This is a genomic window from Mycobacterium timonense, assembly GCF_025821985.1.
Lineage (GTDB): Bacteria > Actinomycetota > Actinomycetes > Mycobacteriales > Mycobacteriaceae > Mycobacterium > Mycobacterium avium.
The window spans coordinates 21,209-41,002 of sequence record NZ_JACKSY010000006.1 but is presented as its reverse complement, the minus strand read 5'-3'; the positions used below and the strand labels follow the sequence as shown (position 1 = coordinate 41,002).

Sequence of the window (19,794 nt, the reverse complement as noted above, 5' to 3'; positions counted from 1 at the left end):
GCGTCAGCCCCGGGCAAAGCGGGATTCCTCGGGAGTCCAGGCCTGCGGCTGGCCGGGGTGACCGGGGAACAGGAAGTCGATGAAGGCCGCGGCGGTGGGCTGCGGTTCGTGGTTGGCCAGCCCGGGCCGCTCGTTGGCTTCGATGAAGGCGTAGTCGGCGCCGGTCACGTCCGGCACCAGCAGGTCGATGCCGGTCACCGGGATGCCGATCGCTTCGGCCGCGGTCACCGCGACCCGGCACAGTTCGCTGTTGACCTGCGCGGTGACGTCGTGGATGGTGCCGCCCTGATGCAGGTTGGCGGTGCGGCGCACGCGCAGCCGGGTGCCCTGGGGCAGCACGTCGTCGAGCTTCCAGCCGGCTTCGGCGACGGTGGCCTCGGTGAGTTCGTCGAGCGGGATGCGCGATTCGCCGCCGGTGGCCGCCGAGCGGCGCCGGCTCTCGGCGGCGATCAGGTCCCGCACGCTGTGCTCGCCGGTGCCGATGACCTCCGGCGGCAGGCGCAGCGCGGCGGCGACGACGCGGCCGTCGATCACCACCAGCCGAAGGTCGTCGCCGGGCACCCGCTGCTCGATCAGCACGTCCGGGTATTGCGCCCGGGCCCGGGCCAGGGCGGCGGACAGGTCGTCGGGCCCGTTCTCGGCGGTGACCCCGACCGTGATGCCTTTGCCCTGCTCGCCGCGGGTGGGTTTGACGACGACCTCGCCGACCTCCTTGAGGAACGCGAAGTCGCCCTCGTCGAAGGTGGCCAGCCGGGCGCGCGGCACGGTGATGCCCGCTTCGGAGACCAGGCGGCGGGTCAACCGCTTGTCGTCGCACCGGCACATGGCCACCGCCGAGGTGTACTCGGACAGCGATTCCCGGGTGATGACGCTGCGGCCGCCGTGCGTCAGCCGCATCTCGCCGGTCTCGGCGTCGAGCACCTCGACCCAGATCCCGCGGCGCAGCGCCTCGTCGGCGATGATCCGGGCGTAGGGATTGAGGTCGTCGACCGTCTCCGGCGGCGGGCTGAACAGCGGCTCGTTGATCGCGTTCTTGCGCTTGATGGCCAGCACCGGCACGCGGCGGAAGCCCAGCTTCTCGTACAGGCTGATGGCGGCGGCATTGTCGTGCGCCACCGACAGATCCATGTAGGCGCGGCCGGCGCTGCGGAAGTGCTCGGCCAGCGCCCGGGTCAGGGCGCCGCCCACCCCGGGCAGCCCGGCGGCCGGGTCGACGGCCAGCGTCCACAGGCTCGACCCGTGCTCGGGGTCGTTGAACAGCAACTCGTGGTCGACGCCGGTGACGGTGCCGACCACGGCGCCGTCCTCGTCGCGCACCGCGAGCAGGTATTTCACCGCGGGCACGTGCTGATGGTTCTCCCAGATCACGTCCACCCCGGCCGGGACCATGCCGCAGCGCACGTACACCCGGTTCATCGCGTCGGCGTCGATCGGGTCGTTGAGCGTGCGGACCGTGACGCCCAGCGGTGTGGGCGCCAGGCTCTTCTCCTTACCGGTGAACCGCAGCCGGTAGGTGTGGCTGGGGTCGATGAAGAGCTCGGTGGGCGCCTCGGCGACCACGACATGGGATTCGCGGGCGTAGATGCAGATGTCGCGCCGGCCGGGCCCTTCCCGCCGCAGCGCCTCGACCAGCTCTTGGGAATTGGCGAAGGTTTGCCCGAAAATCAGTCGGCCCCAACCCAATTCGAGCTCGACGTCCTTGGCCATCGCGTCCACCATCTCGGGCGGCGACGCGTCGTGCAGCCCGAGGGTGATCGCCTCGGAGGGGTGATCCTCTGCCGGATCGGTCATGGTCATGCAACCGGGCCCGTCACACCGTGCCGCTGCAGCCACAGCTCGAGCAGGGCGATCTGCCACAGCTCGTTGCCGCGCAGCGGGGTCAGCTTGCCGTTGGGGTTGGCCAGCAGCGCGTCGACCGCGTCGGTGTTGAACAGACCGCGTTCCTTGGCGGTCGGCGCGTACAGCGCGTCACGGACCATGTCCAGGTAGGGGCCTTCCAGGTGGGTCAGCGCCGGGACCGGGAAGTAGCCCTTGGGCCGGTCGATCACCTCGGACGGAATGACCCGCCGCGCAGCCTGTTTGAGCACGCCCTTGCCTTCGTGGGCGATCTTGTACTCCGGCGGGCAGGTGGCGGCCAGCTCGACCAGCTCGTGGTCGAGGAAGGGCACCCGGCCCTCCAGCCCCCAGGCCATCGTCATGTTGTCGACCCGCTTCACCGGGTCGTCGATCAGCATCACCGTGGTGTCAAGCCGCAACGCGCGGTCGATGCCGGTCTCGGCGCCGGCCTGGGCGAAGTGTTCGGTGACGAACCGCAGGCTGGGGTCGCCCGGGGCGAGGATGCCGGGTCCGACCAGCTGCGCGACGCCGGCGGTGTCCCGGTCGAAGAAGGCCCGCCGGTACTGGGCGACCGCCCCGTCCAGGGTGGCGGCGGCCGGCTCGCCCATCGGCGGGTACCAGTGGTAGCCGGCGAACACCTCGTCGGCGCCCTGCCCGGACTGCACCACCTTGACGTGCCGGGCCACTTCCTGGCTGAGCAGGTAGAAGGCGACGCAGTCGTGGCTGACCATCGGTTCGCTCATCGCGCCGATGGCGCCGTCCAGCGCGGGCAGCATCCGGGCGGAGTCGATGCGGATCTGGTGGTGGTTGGTCTCGAAGCGCTGGGCCACGATGTCGGAGTACTGGAACTCGTCGCCCTTCACCCCGCCCGCCGACTCGAAGCCGATGGAGAAGGTGGACAGCCCGTGCTGGCCGGCTTCGGCGAGCAAACCCACGATCAGGCTGGAGTCGACACCACCGGACAGCAGGCAGCCCACCGGGACGTCGGCCACCAGCCGGCGCTTGACGGCCAGCCGCAGGGTGGACAGCACGGCGTCCTCCCAGTCGCGTTCGGACCAGTCGGCGCGGTCGGCGTGCCGGGTGAAATCGGGCGCCCAGTAGGTGGTGACGGTGCGTTTGCCGTCGGGCTCGATGGCGACCAGCGAGGCGGGCGGCACCTTGCGGACCCCGCGCAGGATGGTGGCCGGGGCGGGCACCACCGAGTGGAAGCTCATGTAGTGGTGCAGGGCGACCGGGTCGATGCGGGTGTCCACGCCGCCGCCGGCCAGCAGCGCGGGCAGCGTCGAGGCGAACCGGACCCGGTGGCTGTCCTCGGTCAGGTAGAGGGGTTTGATGCCGAGGCGGTCGCGGCCGAGCAGCACCCGACCGCTGTCGCGTTCGACGATGGCGAAGGCGAACATGCCGAACAGATGGCTGACGAAGTCGTCGCCCCACCGGTGGTAGGCCTTGATCAGGACCTCGGTGTCGCTGTGCGAGAAGAACCGGTAGCCGTAGCCGGACAGCTCGCTGCGCAGTTCCTTGTAGTTGTAGATGCAGCCGTTCCAAGCGATGGACAGGCCCAGCTCGGAGTCGACCATCGGCTGGGCGCCGGCTTCGGTCAGGTCGATGATCTTGAGGCGACGATGCCCGAGCGCGACGCGGCCCTGCGACCAGGCGCCGCCGGCGTCGGGGCCGCGTGGTGTCAGCACGGCGGCCATCGCCGAGACCGCGGCTACATCGGGCGCCCGCCCGTCGAGTCGTACCTCCCCGGTGACTCCGCACACCTCTTCGACCCTACCGTTGCCCGATTCCCAGCGCGCGTGACCTCCGCCAAAAGCGCTGCAACGGCCCAGCTACGGCCGCGATCCGTGCGCGGTGATCACCGCGATCGACGCCGGTGTGAAATGAATCGCACCGTCGCGACGGGCCGGCGAAATCGCTCATCACCGGACGGGCGGCTCGTCGTCGCCGGGGTCCGCCCCGAATCGTTGCGGTGGGGTCAGTTCCCGGCGACGTTGCGCGCCCAGCAGTTGCCCGAGGCGCTGCCCGTACGAATCCACCACATCGGCATTGAGGATCTCGTCATGCGTGCAGTCGATCTCGTGGATGACGATGTCGCCGGCAACGTACGGACGCCAATTCTCGGCGAGGAACGCACTGCGATCCTCGTGATCACGCACCGCGGAGAAGATGGTCACATCGCCGAGGAAAACACCGGGCTCGTGAATCTTGCTGCGCTCGATATTGTTTCGGGCATTCCCGAAAAGCACATCGAAAAGGCGCTTGTGTCGAGACATGCCTTCGGCTCCGGCTTCACGGACGAGTTGGTTGAACTGCCGATGCGCGTGCGGTTGGTCGTGATCGGCGGCGGCCAGGTGCGACCGCAGGGCTTCTTCCATCATGTGCTGCTCGGCCAGGGCAGCGTCGGGTGCGGTGACGCTGCCGTCGAGACCGGGTTGAGCGTCGAGGAGGACAAGGCGTGCGATTGCGCACCCGCGCCGCTGCAGCTCGATCGCGAGTTCGTGGGCGACGACGCCGCCGAACGACCAGCCGACGAGATGGTAGGGGCCGTCGGGATAGGTTTCCTGGATTCTGTCGGCGTAGCTTTGCGCCATCTCGCGAATCGACCGCGGCGCGGCGTGCTGCGGTTCGGCTTGTTGAATTCCGATGATCGGGCAATCCAGATGATTGCCGAGCACCTGATATGACCAACTGAGCCCGCCGGCGGCATGGATGCAGAACAGCGGTGCGCCGGTCCCCTCTTTCAGGGTCTGGACGGGCACGATCTCTTCGGCTTGTCCGCCGCGAGCGGTATCCGTCTGCGCCCGCCGGCTCAGGCTTGCGACGGTGGGCGCCTCGAACAAGGTGCGGACCGCGAGCTCGACGCCCAGGCTGGCGTTGATCGCCGTGATCACCCGCATCGCCGAGATGCTGTCGCCGCCGAGTTCGAAGAAGGAGTCGTCGGCGCCGACCCGCTCCACGCCGAGCACATGGGCGTAGATGCCGGCCACGGTCTCCTCGACGGCGTTGGACGGGGCCCGGTAGCGGCTGCCCGTGTATTCGGGTGTGGGTAGGGCGCGGGTGTCGATTTTTCCGTTGGGCGTCAACGGGATGGCGTCCAGCGCCACCACCGCGGTCGGCACCATGTACACCGGCAGCCGTTGGGCCAGCGCGGTGCGCGCCTCGGCCGGGTCGGCGGTACCGGTGATGTAGCCGACCAGCCGCTTGCCGCCGGGCCGGTCCTCGCGGGCGATCACCACCGCCTGCTCGACATCGTCCAGCCCGGCCAGCGCCGCCTGCACCTCGCCGAGTTCGATCCGATACCCGCGAACCTTGACCTGCTCGTCGGCGCGACCCCGATAGTCCAACTGCCCATCGGGACGCCAACACACCAGGTCCCCGGTGCGATACATGCGGGTTCCGGGCTCGCCGAAGGGGCACGCCACGAACCGCGAGGCGGTCAGCCCGGACCGTCCGACATACCCGGCGGCCACCCCGGCGCCGGCAACATACAACTCGCCGACCACGCCGGGGGCCACCGGCCGCAACCACGCGTCGAGCACAAACAACCCCGCACCATCGACCGGCACACCGATCGGCGGTGACCCCATACCCGGGGCCAGCGGCGCACTGATGGCCACGCACATGGTGGTCTCCGTCGGGCCGTAGGCGTTGACCATCACCCGCCCGGGCGCCCAGCGGTCCACCACCTCGGCCGGGCAGGCCTCCCCCACCACCACCAACGACACCGACTCCAGCCCCTCGGGCGAGAGCATCGCCACCGCCGACGGCGTCTGGGTCAGCACGGTGACCTCTTCGTCGACCAGTAAGGCGTGAAAGTCCTTCGGGGAGCGGGTCACCGCCTCGGGCACCACCACCAGGCGTCCGCCCCGCAGCAGCGCGCCGAAGATCTCCCACACCGACACATCGAAGGCATACGAGTGGCTTTGCGTCCACACACCGGGCGACGGCAGTCCCGCATCCAGGGGCTCCAGCAGCTGCGTCACGTTGCGGTGCGTGACCGCAACACCTTTGGGCACACCCGTGGTACCCGAGGTGTAGATGACATAGGCGATGTCGTGGGGTGCGGGCGCCGGCAACGGCGTGCTCGGCCGGGTCTGGATCCGGGGGTCCTCGATGTCGATGGCCGCCACGTCGCAGCCGTCCAGCCGCGACCGCAGACCCGCGGTGGTGACCGCGGCGACCGCCGCGGAGTCGGCGAGCATGAACCTGACCCGGGCGGCCGGCGCCGCCGCATCGATCGGGAGGTAGGCCGCCCCGGTCTTGAGCACCGCCAAGATCGCGACGATCGCGTGCGCCGACCGCGAAAACAGCAGCGCCACAGACTGTCCCGGGCCGGCACCGTGATCGGCCAGCAGGTGCGCCAGCCGGTTGGCGGCCTGGTCGAGTTCCCGGTACGTCATCGACAGGCCATCCCAGCTGATCGCCACCGCATCCGGGGTCTGCGCCGCCCGCGCGGCGAACAACACCGGGATCGACGGCGGCGCGGGCGGCGGCCCGGCCAGTGCCGCCCGGTTACCGATGTCGTCCAAGCGCTGACGCTCGGACGGGTCGAGCAGGTCGACCGACGACAGCGGCCGGGCCGGGTCGGCGGTCATCGCGATCAGCACCCGCTCCAACCGCCGGCTCAGCGCCTCGATGGTGGCCGCGTCGAAGATGCCGGCGTCGTATTCCACCCGCAGCCCCAGCCGGTCGCCGGACAGGGCGGCCTGCATGGTCAACGGGTAGTGGTTGCGCTCGAACAGGTTGACGTCGCTGATGGTCAGCTCGTGGTCGACGGCCAGCGCCGAGGTGTCCAGCGGGTAGTTCTCGTAGCCGAACAGCGTGTCAAACAGCTTGTCCTGGCCGGCGATTCGGTGGATCTCGCTCAATGCCAGGTGCTGGTGGTCCAGCGTGTCGGCGTGACCGCGTTGCAGCTCGGCCAGCAGATCGGTCGTGGTGGTGGCCGCGGAGATGCGGGCGCGCACCGGGACGGTGTTGATCATCAGGCCCACCATCGAGTCGGCGCCGGGCACCTCGGCGGGCCGGCCCGACACGGTGGTGCCGAACGCGACGTCGTGCTGAGCGGTCTGCCACACCAGCAGCTGCGCCCACGCGGCCTGCAGCACGGTGCTGACCGTGGTGTGGTGGGCGCGGGCCAGCTCGCCGAGCGCCCGGGTGATCTCCGCGGACACCGCAAACGCTTGGACGCCTCGGGCGCCCGGCTCCAGCGAATGCGGCGGCCCGACCAGTGTCGGGGTGTCGAAACCGGCGAGCGCCTCGCCCCACGCCGCGCGGGCGGCGTCGAGGTCGCGCTCGGCCAGCCAGGTCACGAACCTGCGGTAGGGCGCGGGCGCGGGCAGCCGCTGCCCGGTGTAGCAGGCGAACGTCTCGTTGAGCAGGATCGGCACCGACCAGCCGTCGAGCACGATGTGGTGGATGGTGAGCACCAGCCGGTGCCGGTCGGGCCCGGTGCGGATCAACACGGCCCGGACCGCGGGCGCCTCGGCCAGGTCGTAGACCGCGGCACGTTCGCCGGCGCACAGCCGCCGGATCTGGGCGTCGGACTCGCTGCCGTTGGCATGCAGCTCGAGGTACCGCCACGCCATCGTCGGATCCGCCGGGATGACCTGAACCGGCTCGTCGAACTGATCGCAGAAGCGGGCCCCCAGGTGCGGGTGCCGGCTGATCACGGTGTGCATGGCCTCGCGCAGCCGGTCCCGGTCGAGCGGGCCGGTCAATGTCAGATCCAGCTGCACCACGTAGAGATGGTCGTCGCCGCCGCGGGTGGTGTTGGCGTGGAACAGCAGGCCCTGCTGCAGCGGGGTCAGCGGCAGCACGTCGGCGATCCGGTGTTGGCGCTCGAGCTGGTCGATCTGCGGCGGAGTCAGCCGCGCGGGCGCGATGTCGGACGGGGTCAGTCCGCCGCCGCCGGCGCGCACGTGCGCGCAGATGCCGGCCAGGGCGTCGAACCACAGCCGGCTCAACCGGGTCACCTGGTCGCGGTTCAGCGCCGAGGGCGCCCAGGTCCAGTTGGCGTGTAGCTGCGGGCCGTGCTCGGTGTCCATGGTGCCGGCGTTGAGGTCCACGGTGTGCATCAACGGCATGGGCACCGCGGTGCTGGTGGCGGTCGCCGAGGAGCCGTCGCGGCTGATCCGCCATAGCTCGTCGGAGAGCTCGGCGGCCGCGCCGCCCAGCCGGCCCAGGTAGTTGAACCCGATCGGCGGGTCGGCGCCGTCCAGGTCGACGTCGGTGTTGACGTAGCGCAGCAGCCCGTAGCTCAGCGGGTCGGGCAGGGCGCGCAGTTGCTCCTTGGCGTCTTTGACCAGTGCGCCCAGCCCCGGCGCGCCGGAGGTCACCTGCTCCCACTCCAGGGCGCCGACGGTCAGGGCGACCGGGTATTTGGTGGTGAACCAGCCGACGGTGCGCGACAGGTCCACGCCGGCGGCCAGTTCCTCGTGCCGGCCGTGGCCCTCGACGTCGATGCCGATCGGGGCGTCCGCGCTGTCCAGGAACTCGGCCCAGGCCAGCGCGAACGCGATGAGCAGGATGTCGTTGACCCCGGCGTGGAACGCCGCGGGCGCCTCGCCGAGCAGCGTGCGGGTGGTTTCGGTGTCCAGCGTGGCCGCCAGGTTCTCGGCGCTCTGGTAGGTGTCCGCCTCGGGGCGCACCGGCGGGAGCGCGGGCGGCGTCGCGGCGACCCGCCGCCAGGCGTCGGCCTGCTCGACCACCGCCGGCGAGGAGGCGTGCTCGGCCAGCAGCGACGCCCACCGGGCGAATGACGTGCCGCCCGCGGGAAGCGCGATCGGCTGGCCGTTGTGATGCTGGCCCCAGGCGATGTTGAGGTCTTCCAGCAGCACCCGCCAGGACACCCCGTCGACGGCCAGGTGATGAATGATCAGCACCAGCCGGCCGGTGGAGCCCACCCACAGGGCGCTGAGCATCACGCCGGCGGCCGGGTTCAGCCGCGACCGCGCCTCGATGATCGCCGCGTCGGACAGCTCGTCCACGGTGTGCACCCGCTGCGCGGCGTCCACCGACCCGGGCTCGGGCACCTGCAGCGACCACTCGCCGGTGTCCGCCGCGGTGTCGACGCGCAGCCGCAGCATGGCGTGCCGGTCCAGCAGGGCCTGCAGCACCGCCACCACGTCGGCCTCGGTGACGCCGGCGGGCGCCTGCAGCACCATCGTCTGGTTGAACTCATCGACCGGGCCGTTCACGCCGCGCAACCATTCGATGATCGGCGTGGCCGTCACCTCGCCGGTGCCCTCGTCGGCCGGCCCGCCGTCCTCGTCGGCCACGCCTGCCACCCGGGCCAGCCGGGCCACGGTCTGCTCGGTGAAGATGTCGCGGGTGCGCACCGCCAGGCCGGCGGCCTTGGCCCGGGTCACCACCTGCATCGAGGAGATGCTGTCGCCGCCCAGGTCGAAGAAGGAGTCGTCGACCCCGACCCGCTGCACGCCCAGCACCTGGGCGTAGATGGCGGCCAGGGTCTGCTCGACGGGGGTTTCGGGGGCGCGGTATTGGCCGGCGTCGGAGTATTCGGGTGCGGGCAGGGCGCGGGTGTCGAGTTTTCCGTTGGGCGTCAACGGGATTGCGTCGAGCGCGACGATGGCCGCCGGCACCATGTAGGCCGGCAGCCGCTCGCCCAGCCGGGCGCGGGCCTCGGCCGGGTCGGCGTCCCCGGTGATGTAGCCGACCAGCCGCTTGTCCCCCGGCCGGTCCTCGCGGGCGACGACGGCGGCCTGGTCCACCCCGTCCAGCGCGGCCAGCGCCGAGCGCACCTCGCCGAGTTCGATGCGGTAGCCGCGGACCTTGACCTGCTCGTCGGCCCGACCCAGGTAGTCCAGCTGCCCGTCGCCGCGCCAGCGCACCAGATCGCCCGTGCGATACATCCGCGCCCCCGGCCGCCCGAACGGACACGCCACGAACCGCGATGCGGTCAGCCCGCCGCGCCGCCAGTAGCCGCAGGCCACCCCGGCGCCGGCGACATAGAGCTCGCCCACCACGCCCGGCGGCACCGGCCGCAGCGATTCGTCGAGCACGAACAGGCCGGTGCCGGGGACCGGGAAGCCGATCGGCACCCCGGCCGGTGACCCGGGCTGCAGCGGCGCGCTGATCGCGGTGTAGACGGTGGCCTCGGTGGGGCCGTAGGCGTTGATCATCGTCCGGCCCGGGGCCCACCGGTCGACCAGCTCGGCCGGGCACGCCTCGCCGGCGACCACCAGGGCGGTCGATTCGAGGCCCTCGGGTGAGAGGGTGCCGGCGGCCGACGGGGTCTGGCTGAGCACGCTGACCTGTTCGTCGACCAGCAGGGCGTGGAAGTCGTCCGGCGAGCGCACCACCGAGTCGGGGATCACCACCAGCCGGCCGCCGTGCAGCAGGGCGCCGAAGATCTCCCACACCGACACGTCGAAGGCCAGCGAATGCCACTGCGACCACACGCCCTCGCGCGGCAGCCCGGAATCGGCGGTGAGCAGCTGCGTCACGTTGCGGTGGCTCACCGCAACGCCTTTGGGCACACCGGTGGTGCCCGAGGTGTAGATCAGGTAGGCGATGTCGTCCGCACCCGGCGGCGGCAGCGGGGTCGACGGCTGAGTGTCGACGGCCGGGTCGTGCACGTCGAGGACGACGACGTGGTGGCCGTGCAGCCGCGGTGCCAGCTCGGCGGTGCTGATCGCGACCATCGGCGCGGCGTCGGCCAGCATGAACCCGATCCGCTCGTCCGGCAGCGCCGGGTCGATCGGCAGGTAGGCGGCGCCAGCCTTGAGCACGGCCAGGATCGCGACGATGGCCTCGGCCGACCTGGAAAACAGCAGGGCCACCCGCTCGCCGGCGCCCACCCCGAAGCCGGCCAGCCGGTGCGCCAACCGGTTGGCGGCCTCGTCGAGCTCGCGGTAGGTCCATGAGCGGTCTTCGTAGACCAGCGCGACGGCGTCCGGGGTGCGGGCGGCCTGCTCGGCGAAAACCGTTGGGATGGAGTGGAATTGGGCTGCCGGCCCGCTGAGCGCGGCCCGGTTGCCGATGCGGTCGAGGTGCGCGTGCTCGCCGGCGTCCAGCAGGTCCACCGACGACACGGATTGTGTCGGGTCGGCGGTCATCGCCTCCAGCACCCGCTGCAGCCGCCGGATCAGCGTCTCGATGGTGTCCGCGTCGAACACGTCGGTGCGGAATTCCACCCGTCCGCCGATCCCGGCGGGCTCGTCGTCCTCGGTCCAGCGTTCGGCCAACGAGAACGTCAGGTCCATGCGGGCGACCTGGGTGTCCAGCGGCATCGAGGTGACCCGCACGTCGTCGCCCAGGGCCAGCCCGGCGCCGGGGTCGGCGTCCTGGCCGGCGGTGAGGCTGCGGGTCGGGTTGAGCCGCTCCACCAGCACCTCGAACGGCACATCCTGGTGCTCGAAGGCCTCCAGGCTGCGGGTGCGGACCCGGGCCAGCAGCTCGGTGAAGCTGGGATCGCCGGACAGGTCGACCCGCAGTACCAGGGTGTTCACGAAGAACCCGACCAGGTCGTCGAGGGCCGGGTCGCGCCGCCCGGCGATCGGGAAGCCGACGGCGACGTCGGTGCTGGCGCTGAGCTTGGCCAGCAGCACCGCCAGCGCGGCCTGCACCACCATGAAGCTGGTGGAGTTGTACTCGCGGGCCAGCCCCGCGACCTGCTGCTGCAGATCGGCCGGCCAGTCCACGTCGACGGCCGCGCCGCGCTGATCGGCGAGCTGCGGGTAGGGCCGGTCGGTGGGCAGCGCCAGCCGCTCGGGCATGCCGGCCAGCGCCTGCTGCCAGTAGGCCAGCTGGGCGGCGATGCGGCTGCCACTGTCGGCCAGCTCGCCGAACTGGGCGCGCTGCCACAGCGTGTAGTCGACGTATTGCACCGGCAGCGGCTCCCAGCCCGGGGCGTGACCGGCGCACCGGCTGGCGTAGGCCACCCCCAGGTCACGCACCAGCGGCCGCAACGACCAGCCGTCGGCGGCGATGTGATGCACCACGGCCACCAGCACGTGTTCGTCCTCGCCGATGCGGAAAAGTGTTGCGCGCAACGGGATTTGGGTTGCCAGGTCGAAGGTTTCGCGGGCCGCGGCGTCGATGGCCTCGCGCAGCCGGCTCGCCGACCAGTCGCGGGCGTTCACCACCCGCCAGCCGAGGTCGGCGCGCTCGGCCGGCAGCACCACCTGTTGCGGCGTTCCGTCGGGCGCGGCGAACACCGTGCGCAGGCTCTCGTGCCGGGCCACCACGTCGGCCAGCGCCGCGCCCAGCGCCCGGTCATCGAGCCGGCCGTGCATCCGCAGCGCGGCCGCCATGTTGTACACCGGGGACGGCCCCTGCAGCTGGTCGAGGAACCACAGCCGGCTCTGCGCGAACGACAGCGGCACCACCGCGGGACGTTCGCCCGCCGTCAGCGGGTCCAGCCGGCCGGCGTCCTCACCGATGCGCGGCGCCAGCTGGGCGACCGTGGGCGCCTCGAAGATGGCCCGCACCGGGACACCGACGTCCAGGGCGCTGTTGATGGCCGCGATCACCCGCATCGCCGAGATGCTGTCGCCGCCCAGGTCGAAGAAGGAGTCGTCGACCCCGACCCGCTGCACGCCGAGCACGTGGGCGTAGATGCCGGCCAGGATCTCCTCGGCGGGGGTGGTCGGCGACCGGTAGCCGGCCGCGGCGTATTCGGGCGCCGGCAGGGCGCGCAGGTCGAGTTTGCCGTTGACGGTCATCGGCAGCGCGTCCAGCACCACCACCGCGACGGGGACCATGTAGGCCGGCAGCCGCTCGGCCAGCCGGGCGCGGGCCTCGGCCGGGTCGGCGTCCCCGGTGATGTAGCCGACCAGCCGCTTGTCCCCGGGCCGGTCCTCGCGGGCGATCACGACCGCCTCGTCGACGCCGTCGAGCGCGGCCAGGGCGGAGCGGATCTCGCCGACCTCGATGCGGTAGCCGCGGATCTTGACCTGCTCGTCGGCGCGGCCCAGGTAGTCCAGCTGCCCGTCGGCGCGCCAGCGCACCAGATCGCCCGTGCGATACATCCGCGCCCCGGGCGCCCCGAACGGACACGCCACGAACCGCGACGCGGTCAGCCCGGCCCGGCGCAGGTAGCCGTAGCCCACGCCGCGGCCGGCCACGTACAGCTCGCCGACCACGCCGGCCGGCACCGGGCGCAGCCAGCCGTCCAGCACCAACAGCGCCGTCCCGGGCACCGGCGAGCCGATCGGCGGCGCCCCCGAACCGGCCGCCAGCGGTGTGCTGGCCGTCGAGAAGATGGTGGCTTCGGTCGGGCCGTAGACGTTGACCATGGTGCGCCCGGGCGCCCAGCGGTCCAGCAGCTCGGGCGGGCAGGGCTCGGCGCCGATCACCAGCGCCGCGGATTCCAGGCCCTGCGGGGAGAGCATCCGCACCGCCGACGGGGTTTGGCTCAACACGGTGACGTTCTCGGCCACCAGCAGGGCGTGGAAGTCCATCGGTGAGCGGGCCACCGCGTCGGACACCACCACCAGCCGGCCGCCGTGCAGCAGCGCGCCCCAGATCTCCCACACCGAGTAGTCGAACGCGTACGAATGGAACTGCGTCCACACCTGATCGGCGGACAACTCGACGCCGACGGCCTGCGCGTCGAACAGCCGGGTCACGTTGTGGTGGCTGACCGCAACGCCTTTGGGCACACCGGTGGTGCCCGAGGTGTAGATGATGTGCGCGACGTGGTCGGGGTCCGGCGCCGGCAGCGCGGTGTGCGGCTGGCGGGACAGCGCGCGGTCGCCGATGTCGACGACGGTCAGGTCGCGGCCGCGCAGCGGGCCGGCCAGCGCGGCGGTGGTGACCGCGGCGGTCGGCGCGGTGTCGTCGAGCATGAACTCGATGCGGGCCGCCGGCAGCGCGGGGTCGATCGGCAGGTAGGCCGCCCCGGTCTTGAGCACCGCCAGGATCGCCACGATCGCGTCGGCGGACCGCGGCAACAGCAGCGCCACCGCTTGCCCCGGGCCCACCCCGCGGCCGATCAGCAAGTGCGCCAACCGGTTCGACGCCTCGTCGAGCTCCCGGTAGGTCGTGGTGCGGCCCTCGAAGGTCACCGCCGGCGCTTGCGGGCTGCGCTGTGCCTGCGCGGTGAACAGCGCCGGGATCGACGTCCGGGTGGCGGGCCGGTCCAGGACCGCCCGGGCGCCCCAGTCGTGCAGCCGCTGGTGTTCGGCCGGGTCGAGCACGTCGATCGACGACAGCGGCCGTGCCGGGTCGGCGGTCATGGCGACCAGTACCCGCCGCATCCGCTCGATCAGCGTCGCGATGTCCTCGTCGTCGAAAACCCGTGTGGCGTATTCGATTTGGAGGCGCAGCTGCGACCCGGGCTGGGCCTGCACGGTCAGCGGGTAGTGGGTGGATTCGCGGCTGGTGATGTCGGTGACGGCCAGCTCCTGGTCGCCGGACAGCGCGCCGGCGTCGATCGGGTAGTTCTCGTAGGCGAACAGCGTGTCGAAAAGCTTGTCCTGGCCGGTGATTCGGTGGATCTCGTTGAGCGCCAGGTGCTGGTGGTCGAGCGTGTGGTTGTAGGCGCCTTGCAGCTGGTGCAGCAGGTCGACGGTGCTGGTGGTCGCGGTGATGTTCGCCCGCACCGGCACGGTGTTGATCAGCAGGCCCACCATCGTGTCGGCGCCGGGCACCTCCGCGGGCCGGCCCGACACCGTGGTGCCGAAGACGACGTCGCGTTGCCCGGTGAGGGCGCACAGCAGGCGCGCGAACGCCGCCTGCAGCACGGTGTTGACGGTGGTGTGGCAGGACCGGGCCAAGTCGGTGACGGCCCGGGTCAGGTCGGCGGGCAGGGTGAACGTCTCGACCTGTTGCGGCCCGAGCTCGACCGGGTCCTGGGGCCCGACCAGGGTCGGGGTGTCGAAGCCGGCGAACACCTCGGCCCACGCCGCGCGGGCGGCGTCGAGGTCCCGTTCGGCCAGCCAGTCGACGAAGCCGCGGTAGGGCGCCGGCGCCGGAAGCCGCTGACCGTAGTAGGCGGCGAAGATCTCGCCCAACAGGATCGGCATCGACCAGCCGTCCAGCACGATGTGGTGGTTGGTCAGCAGCAGCCGGTGCCGGTCGGTCGCGGTGCGCACCAGCGCCACCCGGAGGGCCGGAGACTCGGTGAGATCGGCGCACACGGCGGCGCGCTCGTCGGCGCCCAGCTGGCGGATCTGCTCCTCGCCGTGCAGCTCGACGACCTGCCAGGCCGGTGCCGGCTCGGCCGGGATGATCTGGACCGCCTGGTCGTAGCGGTCGCAGAACCGGGCCACCAGGTTGGGGTGCCGGTGAACCACGGCGTGCACCGCGTCGCGCAGCCGCGCGGCGTCGAGCGGGCCGGCGATGGCGATGTCGAGCTGCCCGGCATAGAGGTCGTCGCTGCCTGACGCGGTGTTGGCGTGGAACAGCAGACCCTGCTGCACCGGGGTCAGCGCCAGCACGTCGGCGATGCGGTGTTGCCGCGCAAGCTGATCGAGCTGCTGCTGGGTGAGCCGGGCCGGCGCGATGTCGGACGGCGTCAGCCCGCCGCCGCCGGCGCGCACGTGCGCGCAGATGCCGGTCAGCGCCTGCGACCACAGCCGGCTCAGCCGGGCGATCTGCTGATCGTCGAGCGCCGAGGGCGCCCAGGTCCAGTTGGCGTGCAGCCGCGGGCCGGACGCGGAGTCGACGGTGACCGCGTTGAGCTCCAGGGTGTGCATCAGTGGCATGGGGATGGCGGCGGCCGCGCGGGTGGCCGTCCAGCCGTCCGGCTCGGGCCGCCACATGTCGGCGGTCAACTCGGTGGCCCCGCCCTGGCGGCCCAGGTAGTTGAACCCGATCGGCGGGTCGTCCCCGTCCAGGTCCACGCCGGGATTTAGGTAGCGCAGCAGCCCGTAGCTCAGCGGGTCGGGCAGCGAGCGGAGTTGTTCCTTGGCGGCCTTGAGGATGTCGCCCAGTCCCGGCGCGCCGGCGACGACCTGCGCCCAATCCAGGGCGCCGACGGTCAGGGCGACCGGGTATTTGGTGGTGAACCAGCCCACGGTGTGGGACAGGTCGATGTCGCGGCCCAGTTCCTCGCGCCGGCCGTGGCCCTCGACGTCGATGCCGATCGGCGTGCCGCGGGTGCCGCAAAACTCCGCGCACGCCAGCGCGAACGCGATCAGCAGGATGTCCTGCACGCCGGCGTGGAATGCCGCCGGCACCTCACCGAGCAGCATGGCGGTGGTTTCGGTGTCCAGCTCGGTCGAGAGGTGGCCGGCGGAGGCGAAGGTGTCCACGTCGGGACGCACCGCGGGCAGCGCCGGCGGGGTCGCCGCCACCGCCTGCCAGGCGCCGGCCCGGTCCGCCACGTCCGGGTGGTGGGCGTGCCCGGCCAGCCGTGACGCCCACCGGGCGAACGAGGTGCCCGCCGCGGGTAACGCCACCGGCTGCCCGCCGTGATGCTGCGCCCAGGCGATGTTCAAGTCCTGCAGCAGGATTCGCCATGAGACACCGTCGACGGCCAGGTGGTGGATGATCACCACCAGCTGCCCGGTGGCGTTCGCCCACACCGCGCTGAGCATCACGCCGGCGGCGGGGTTCAGCCGCGACCGCGCCTCGATGACGGCCGCGTCGGACAGCTCGTCCACCGCATGCAGGCAGGCGCCGGCGTCCACCGACCCGGGCTCGGGCACCTGCAGCGACCACTCGCCGGTGGCGTCGTCGCGCTCGACGCGCAGCCGCAGCATGGCGTGCCGGTCCAGCAGGGCCTGCAACACCGTGACCACGTCGGCCTCGGTGACGCCGGCGGGCGCCCGCACCAGCATGGCCTGGTTGAACTGATCGACTTGGCCGCCGGCGCTTTCCACGTCCTGCAGCCAGCGGATGATCGGGGTGGCGGTGATCTCGCCGACACCCTCGTCGGCCGCGGCGTCGGCGTCGGCCACCTCGGCGACCCGGGCCAGCCGGGCGACCGTCTGCTCGACGAAGATGTCGCGGGTCTTGCACACCAGGCCGGCGGCGCGGGCCCGGGTCACCACCTGCATCGAGGAGATGCTGTCGCCGCCCAGGTCGAAGAACGAGTCGTCGACCCCGACCCGCTGCACGCCCAGCACCTGGGCATAGATGCCGGCCAGGATCTCCTCGACGGCGTTGTCGGGGGCGCGATACCGGTCGGCGTCGGAGTATTCGGGTGCGGGCAGGGCGCGGGTGTCGAGTTTTCCGTTGGGCGTCAACGGGATTGCGTCGAGCGTGACGACGGCCGCCGGGACCATGTAGGCGGGCAGCCGTTCGGCCAGCGCGGCGCGCACCGCGGCCGGGTCGGCGGTGCCGGTGATGTAGCCGACCAGCCGCTTGTCCCGGGGCCGGTCCTCGCGGGCGACGACGACCGCCTGGTCGACACCGTCCACCCAGGCCAGGGCGGCGCGCACCTCGCCGAGTTCGATGCGGTAGCCGCGGATCTTGACCTGTTCGTCGACGCGGCCCAGATAGTCCAGTTGGCCGTCGCCGCGCCAGCGCACCAGGTCGCCGGTGCGATACATCCGCGCCCCGGGCGCCCCGAACGGACACGCCACGAACCGCGACGCGGTCAACCCGCCGCGCCGCCAATAGCCGCAGGCCACCCCGGCGCCGGCGACATAGAGCTCGCCCACCACACCCGGCGGCACCGGGCGCAGCCACTCGTCCAGCACGAACACCGCCCCGCCCGGCACCGGGGAGCCGATCGGCACACCACCCAGCGCTCCCGGCCGCAGCGGCGCGCTGATCGCCGCGTACACCGTGGCCTCGGTGGGGCCGTAGGCGTTGATCATCGTCCGCCCCGGCGCCCAGCGGTCGACCAGCTCGCTCGGGCAGGCCTCGCCGGCCACCACCAGGGTGAGGTCCTCGAGGCCCTCGGGTGACAGGGCGCCGGCCGCCGACGGGGTCTGGCTGAGCACGCTGACCTGTTCGGTTATCAGCAGCGCGTGCAGGTCTTCCGGTGAACGGGCCACGGATTCGGGGATCACCACCAGCCGCCCGCCGTGCAGCTGGGCGCCGAAGATCTCCCACACCGACACGTCGAAGGCCAGCGAATGCCACTGCGACCACACGCCCTCGCGCGGCAGCCCCGACTCGGCCGTCAGCAACTGGGCGACGTTACGGTGGCTCACCGCAACGCCTTTGGGCACGCCGGTGGTGCCCGAGGTGTAGATCAGGTAGGCGATGTCGTCCGCACCCGGCGGCGGCAGCGCGCTTGAGGGCGCGGCCTCGATCGCGGGGTCGTGCACGTCGACGACTGGCACGTCGTGCTGGCCGTGCAGCCGCGGCGCCAGCTCGGCGGTGCTGATCGCGACCAGCGGCGCGGCGTCGGCCAGCATGAACCCGATCCGCTCGCCCGGCAGCGCCGGGTCGATCGGCAGGTAGGCCGCCCCCGACTTGAGCACCCCCAGGATCGCGACGATCGCCTCGGCCGACCGGGAAAACAGCAGTGCCACGGTGTGTCCCGGGCCGGCCCCCCGCACGCGCAGCAGGTGCGCCACCCGGTTGGCGGCCTCGTCCAGCTCCCGGTAGGTCATCCGGCGGCCGCCGCAGACCAGCGCGACGGCGTCCGGGGTGCGGGCGGCCTGCTCGGCGAAAAGTGTTGGGAGGGAATCGAACCGGGGCGGAGGTCCGGTCAGCGCCGCCCGGTTGCCCAGGGTGTCGAGGCGGGCGTGCTCCCGCTCGTCGAGCAGGTCCACCGACGACACGGATTGTGTCGGGTCGGCGGTCATCGCCTCCAGCACCCGCCGCAGCCGCCCGATCAGCGTCTGGATGCTGTCCGGGTCGAACACGTCGGTGCGGAATTCCACTGTGCCGCCGATCCCGCCCGGTTCGCCGCTCTCGCTCCAGCGTTCGCCGACGGAGAAGGTCAGGTCCATCCGCGCGGTGTGGGTGTCCACCGGTATCGGCGTGATTTCGACATCGCCGAGGGACAGCCCCGCGGCCGGGCCGGTGTCCTGCCCGTGAGGCTGCGGGTCGGGTTGAGCCGCTCCACCAGCACCTCGAACGGCACATCCTGGTGCTCGAAGGCCTCCAGGCTGCGGGTGCGGACCCGGGCCAGCAGCTCGGTGAAGCTGGGATCGCCGGCCGCGTCCACCCGCAGCACCAGGGTGTTGACGAAGAACCCGACCAGGTCGTCCAGCGCCGGGTCGCGCCGCCCCGCGATCGGGAAGCCCACCGCCACATCGGGATTGGCGCCGAGCTTGGCCAGCAGCACGGTCAGGGCGGTCTGGATCACCATGAAGCTGGTGGCGTTGTGCCGGCGGGCCATGTCGCCGATTCGCTGCTGCAGCTCGGCCGGCCAGTCGATTTCCACCGTGGCGCCGCGCTGGTCGGCCACCAGCGGATAGGGCCGGTCGGTGGGCAGCGCCAGCCGCTCGGGCATGCCGGCCAGCGCGTCCTGCCAGTAGGCCAGCTGGGCGGCGATGCGGCTGCCGGGATCGTCGAGATCACCGAATTGCGCGCGCTGCCACAGCGTGTAGTCGACGTACTGCACCGGCAGCGGCTCCCAGCCCGGGGCGTGACCGGCGCACCGCCGGGCATAGGCCGCACCGAGATCACGCACCAGCGGGGTGATGGACATGCCGTCGGCGGCGATGTGGTGCACCACGGCCACCAACACGTGCCGGTCGTCGTGGAGACGGAAAAGCTCTGCGCGCAGCGGGATTTGGGCCGCAAGGTCGAAGGTGTAGCGGGCGGTGGCGCCGATCGCCTCGTCCAGTTGGTCTGCCGACCAGCCGCTGGCGTCGACGACCTCCCACCCGAAGTCGGCCCGCTCGGCGGGCAGCACCACCTGCTGGGGTCGCCCCTCGGGGGCGGCGAACAGGGTGCGCAGGCTCTCGTGCCGGGCCACCACGTCGCCCAGCGCCGCGCCCAGCGCCTCGGTGTCCAGCGGGCCGTCCAGCCGCAGCGCGGCCGCCATGTTGTAAACCGGTGAGGGGCCCTGCAATTGATCCAGAACCACAGCCGGTTCTGCGCGAACGACAGCGGCACCACCGCGGGCCGCTCACCGGCCGT

At 72.0% G+C, this 19,794-nt stretch carries 4 protein-coding genes; all 4 read right to left on the bottom strand.

All coding sequences use genetic code 11. The features are described from left to right. Positions 1-3: 3 nt before the first annotated feature. Positions 4-1,797 carry an N-acetylglutaminylglutamine synthetase gene (ngg, locus tag H7I87_RS00690; RefSeq protein WP_009977198.1) on the bottom strand — a complete coding sequence of 598 codons (1,794 nt, stop codon included), beginning with the start codon at positions 1,795-1,797 and terminating at the stop codon, positions 4-6. Next, positions 1,794-3,599 (bottom strand): N-acetylglutaminylglutamine amidotransferase, encoded by a 1,806-nt coding sequence (locus tag H7I87_RS00685; protein WP_023899930.1) that lies wholly within the window; start codon positions 3,597-3,599, stop codon positions 1,794-1,796. The genes ngg and H7I87_RS00685 overlap by 4 nt, the downstream gene beginning before the upstream one ends. Positions 3,600-3,758: 159 nt before the next feature. After that, positions 3,759-18,677: a non-ribosomal peptide synthetase gene (locus H7I87_RS00680; RefSeq protein ID WP_264002502.1), complete on the bottom strand. Its 14,919-nt coding sequence runs from the start codon at positions 18,675-18,677 to the stop codon at positions 3,759-3,761. After that, complete coding sequence (locus tag H7I87_RS00675; protein ID WP_264002501.1) at positions 18,647-19,699, bottom strand: condensation domain-containing protein; 1,053 nt, start codon at positions 19,697-19,699, stop codon at positions 18,647-18,649. The genes H7I87_RS00680 and H7I87_RS00675 overlap by 31 nt, the downstream gene beginning before the upstream one ends. Positions 19,700-19,794: the final 95 nt, after the last annotated feature.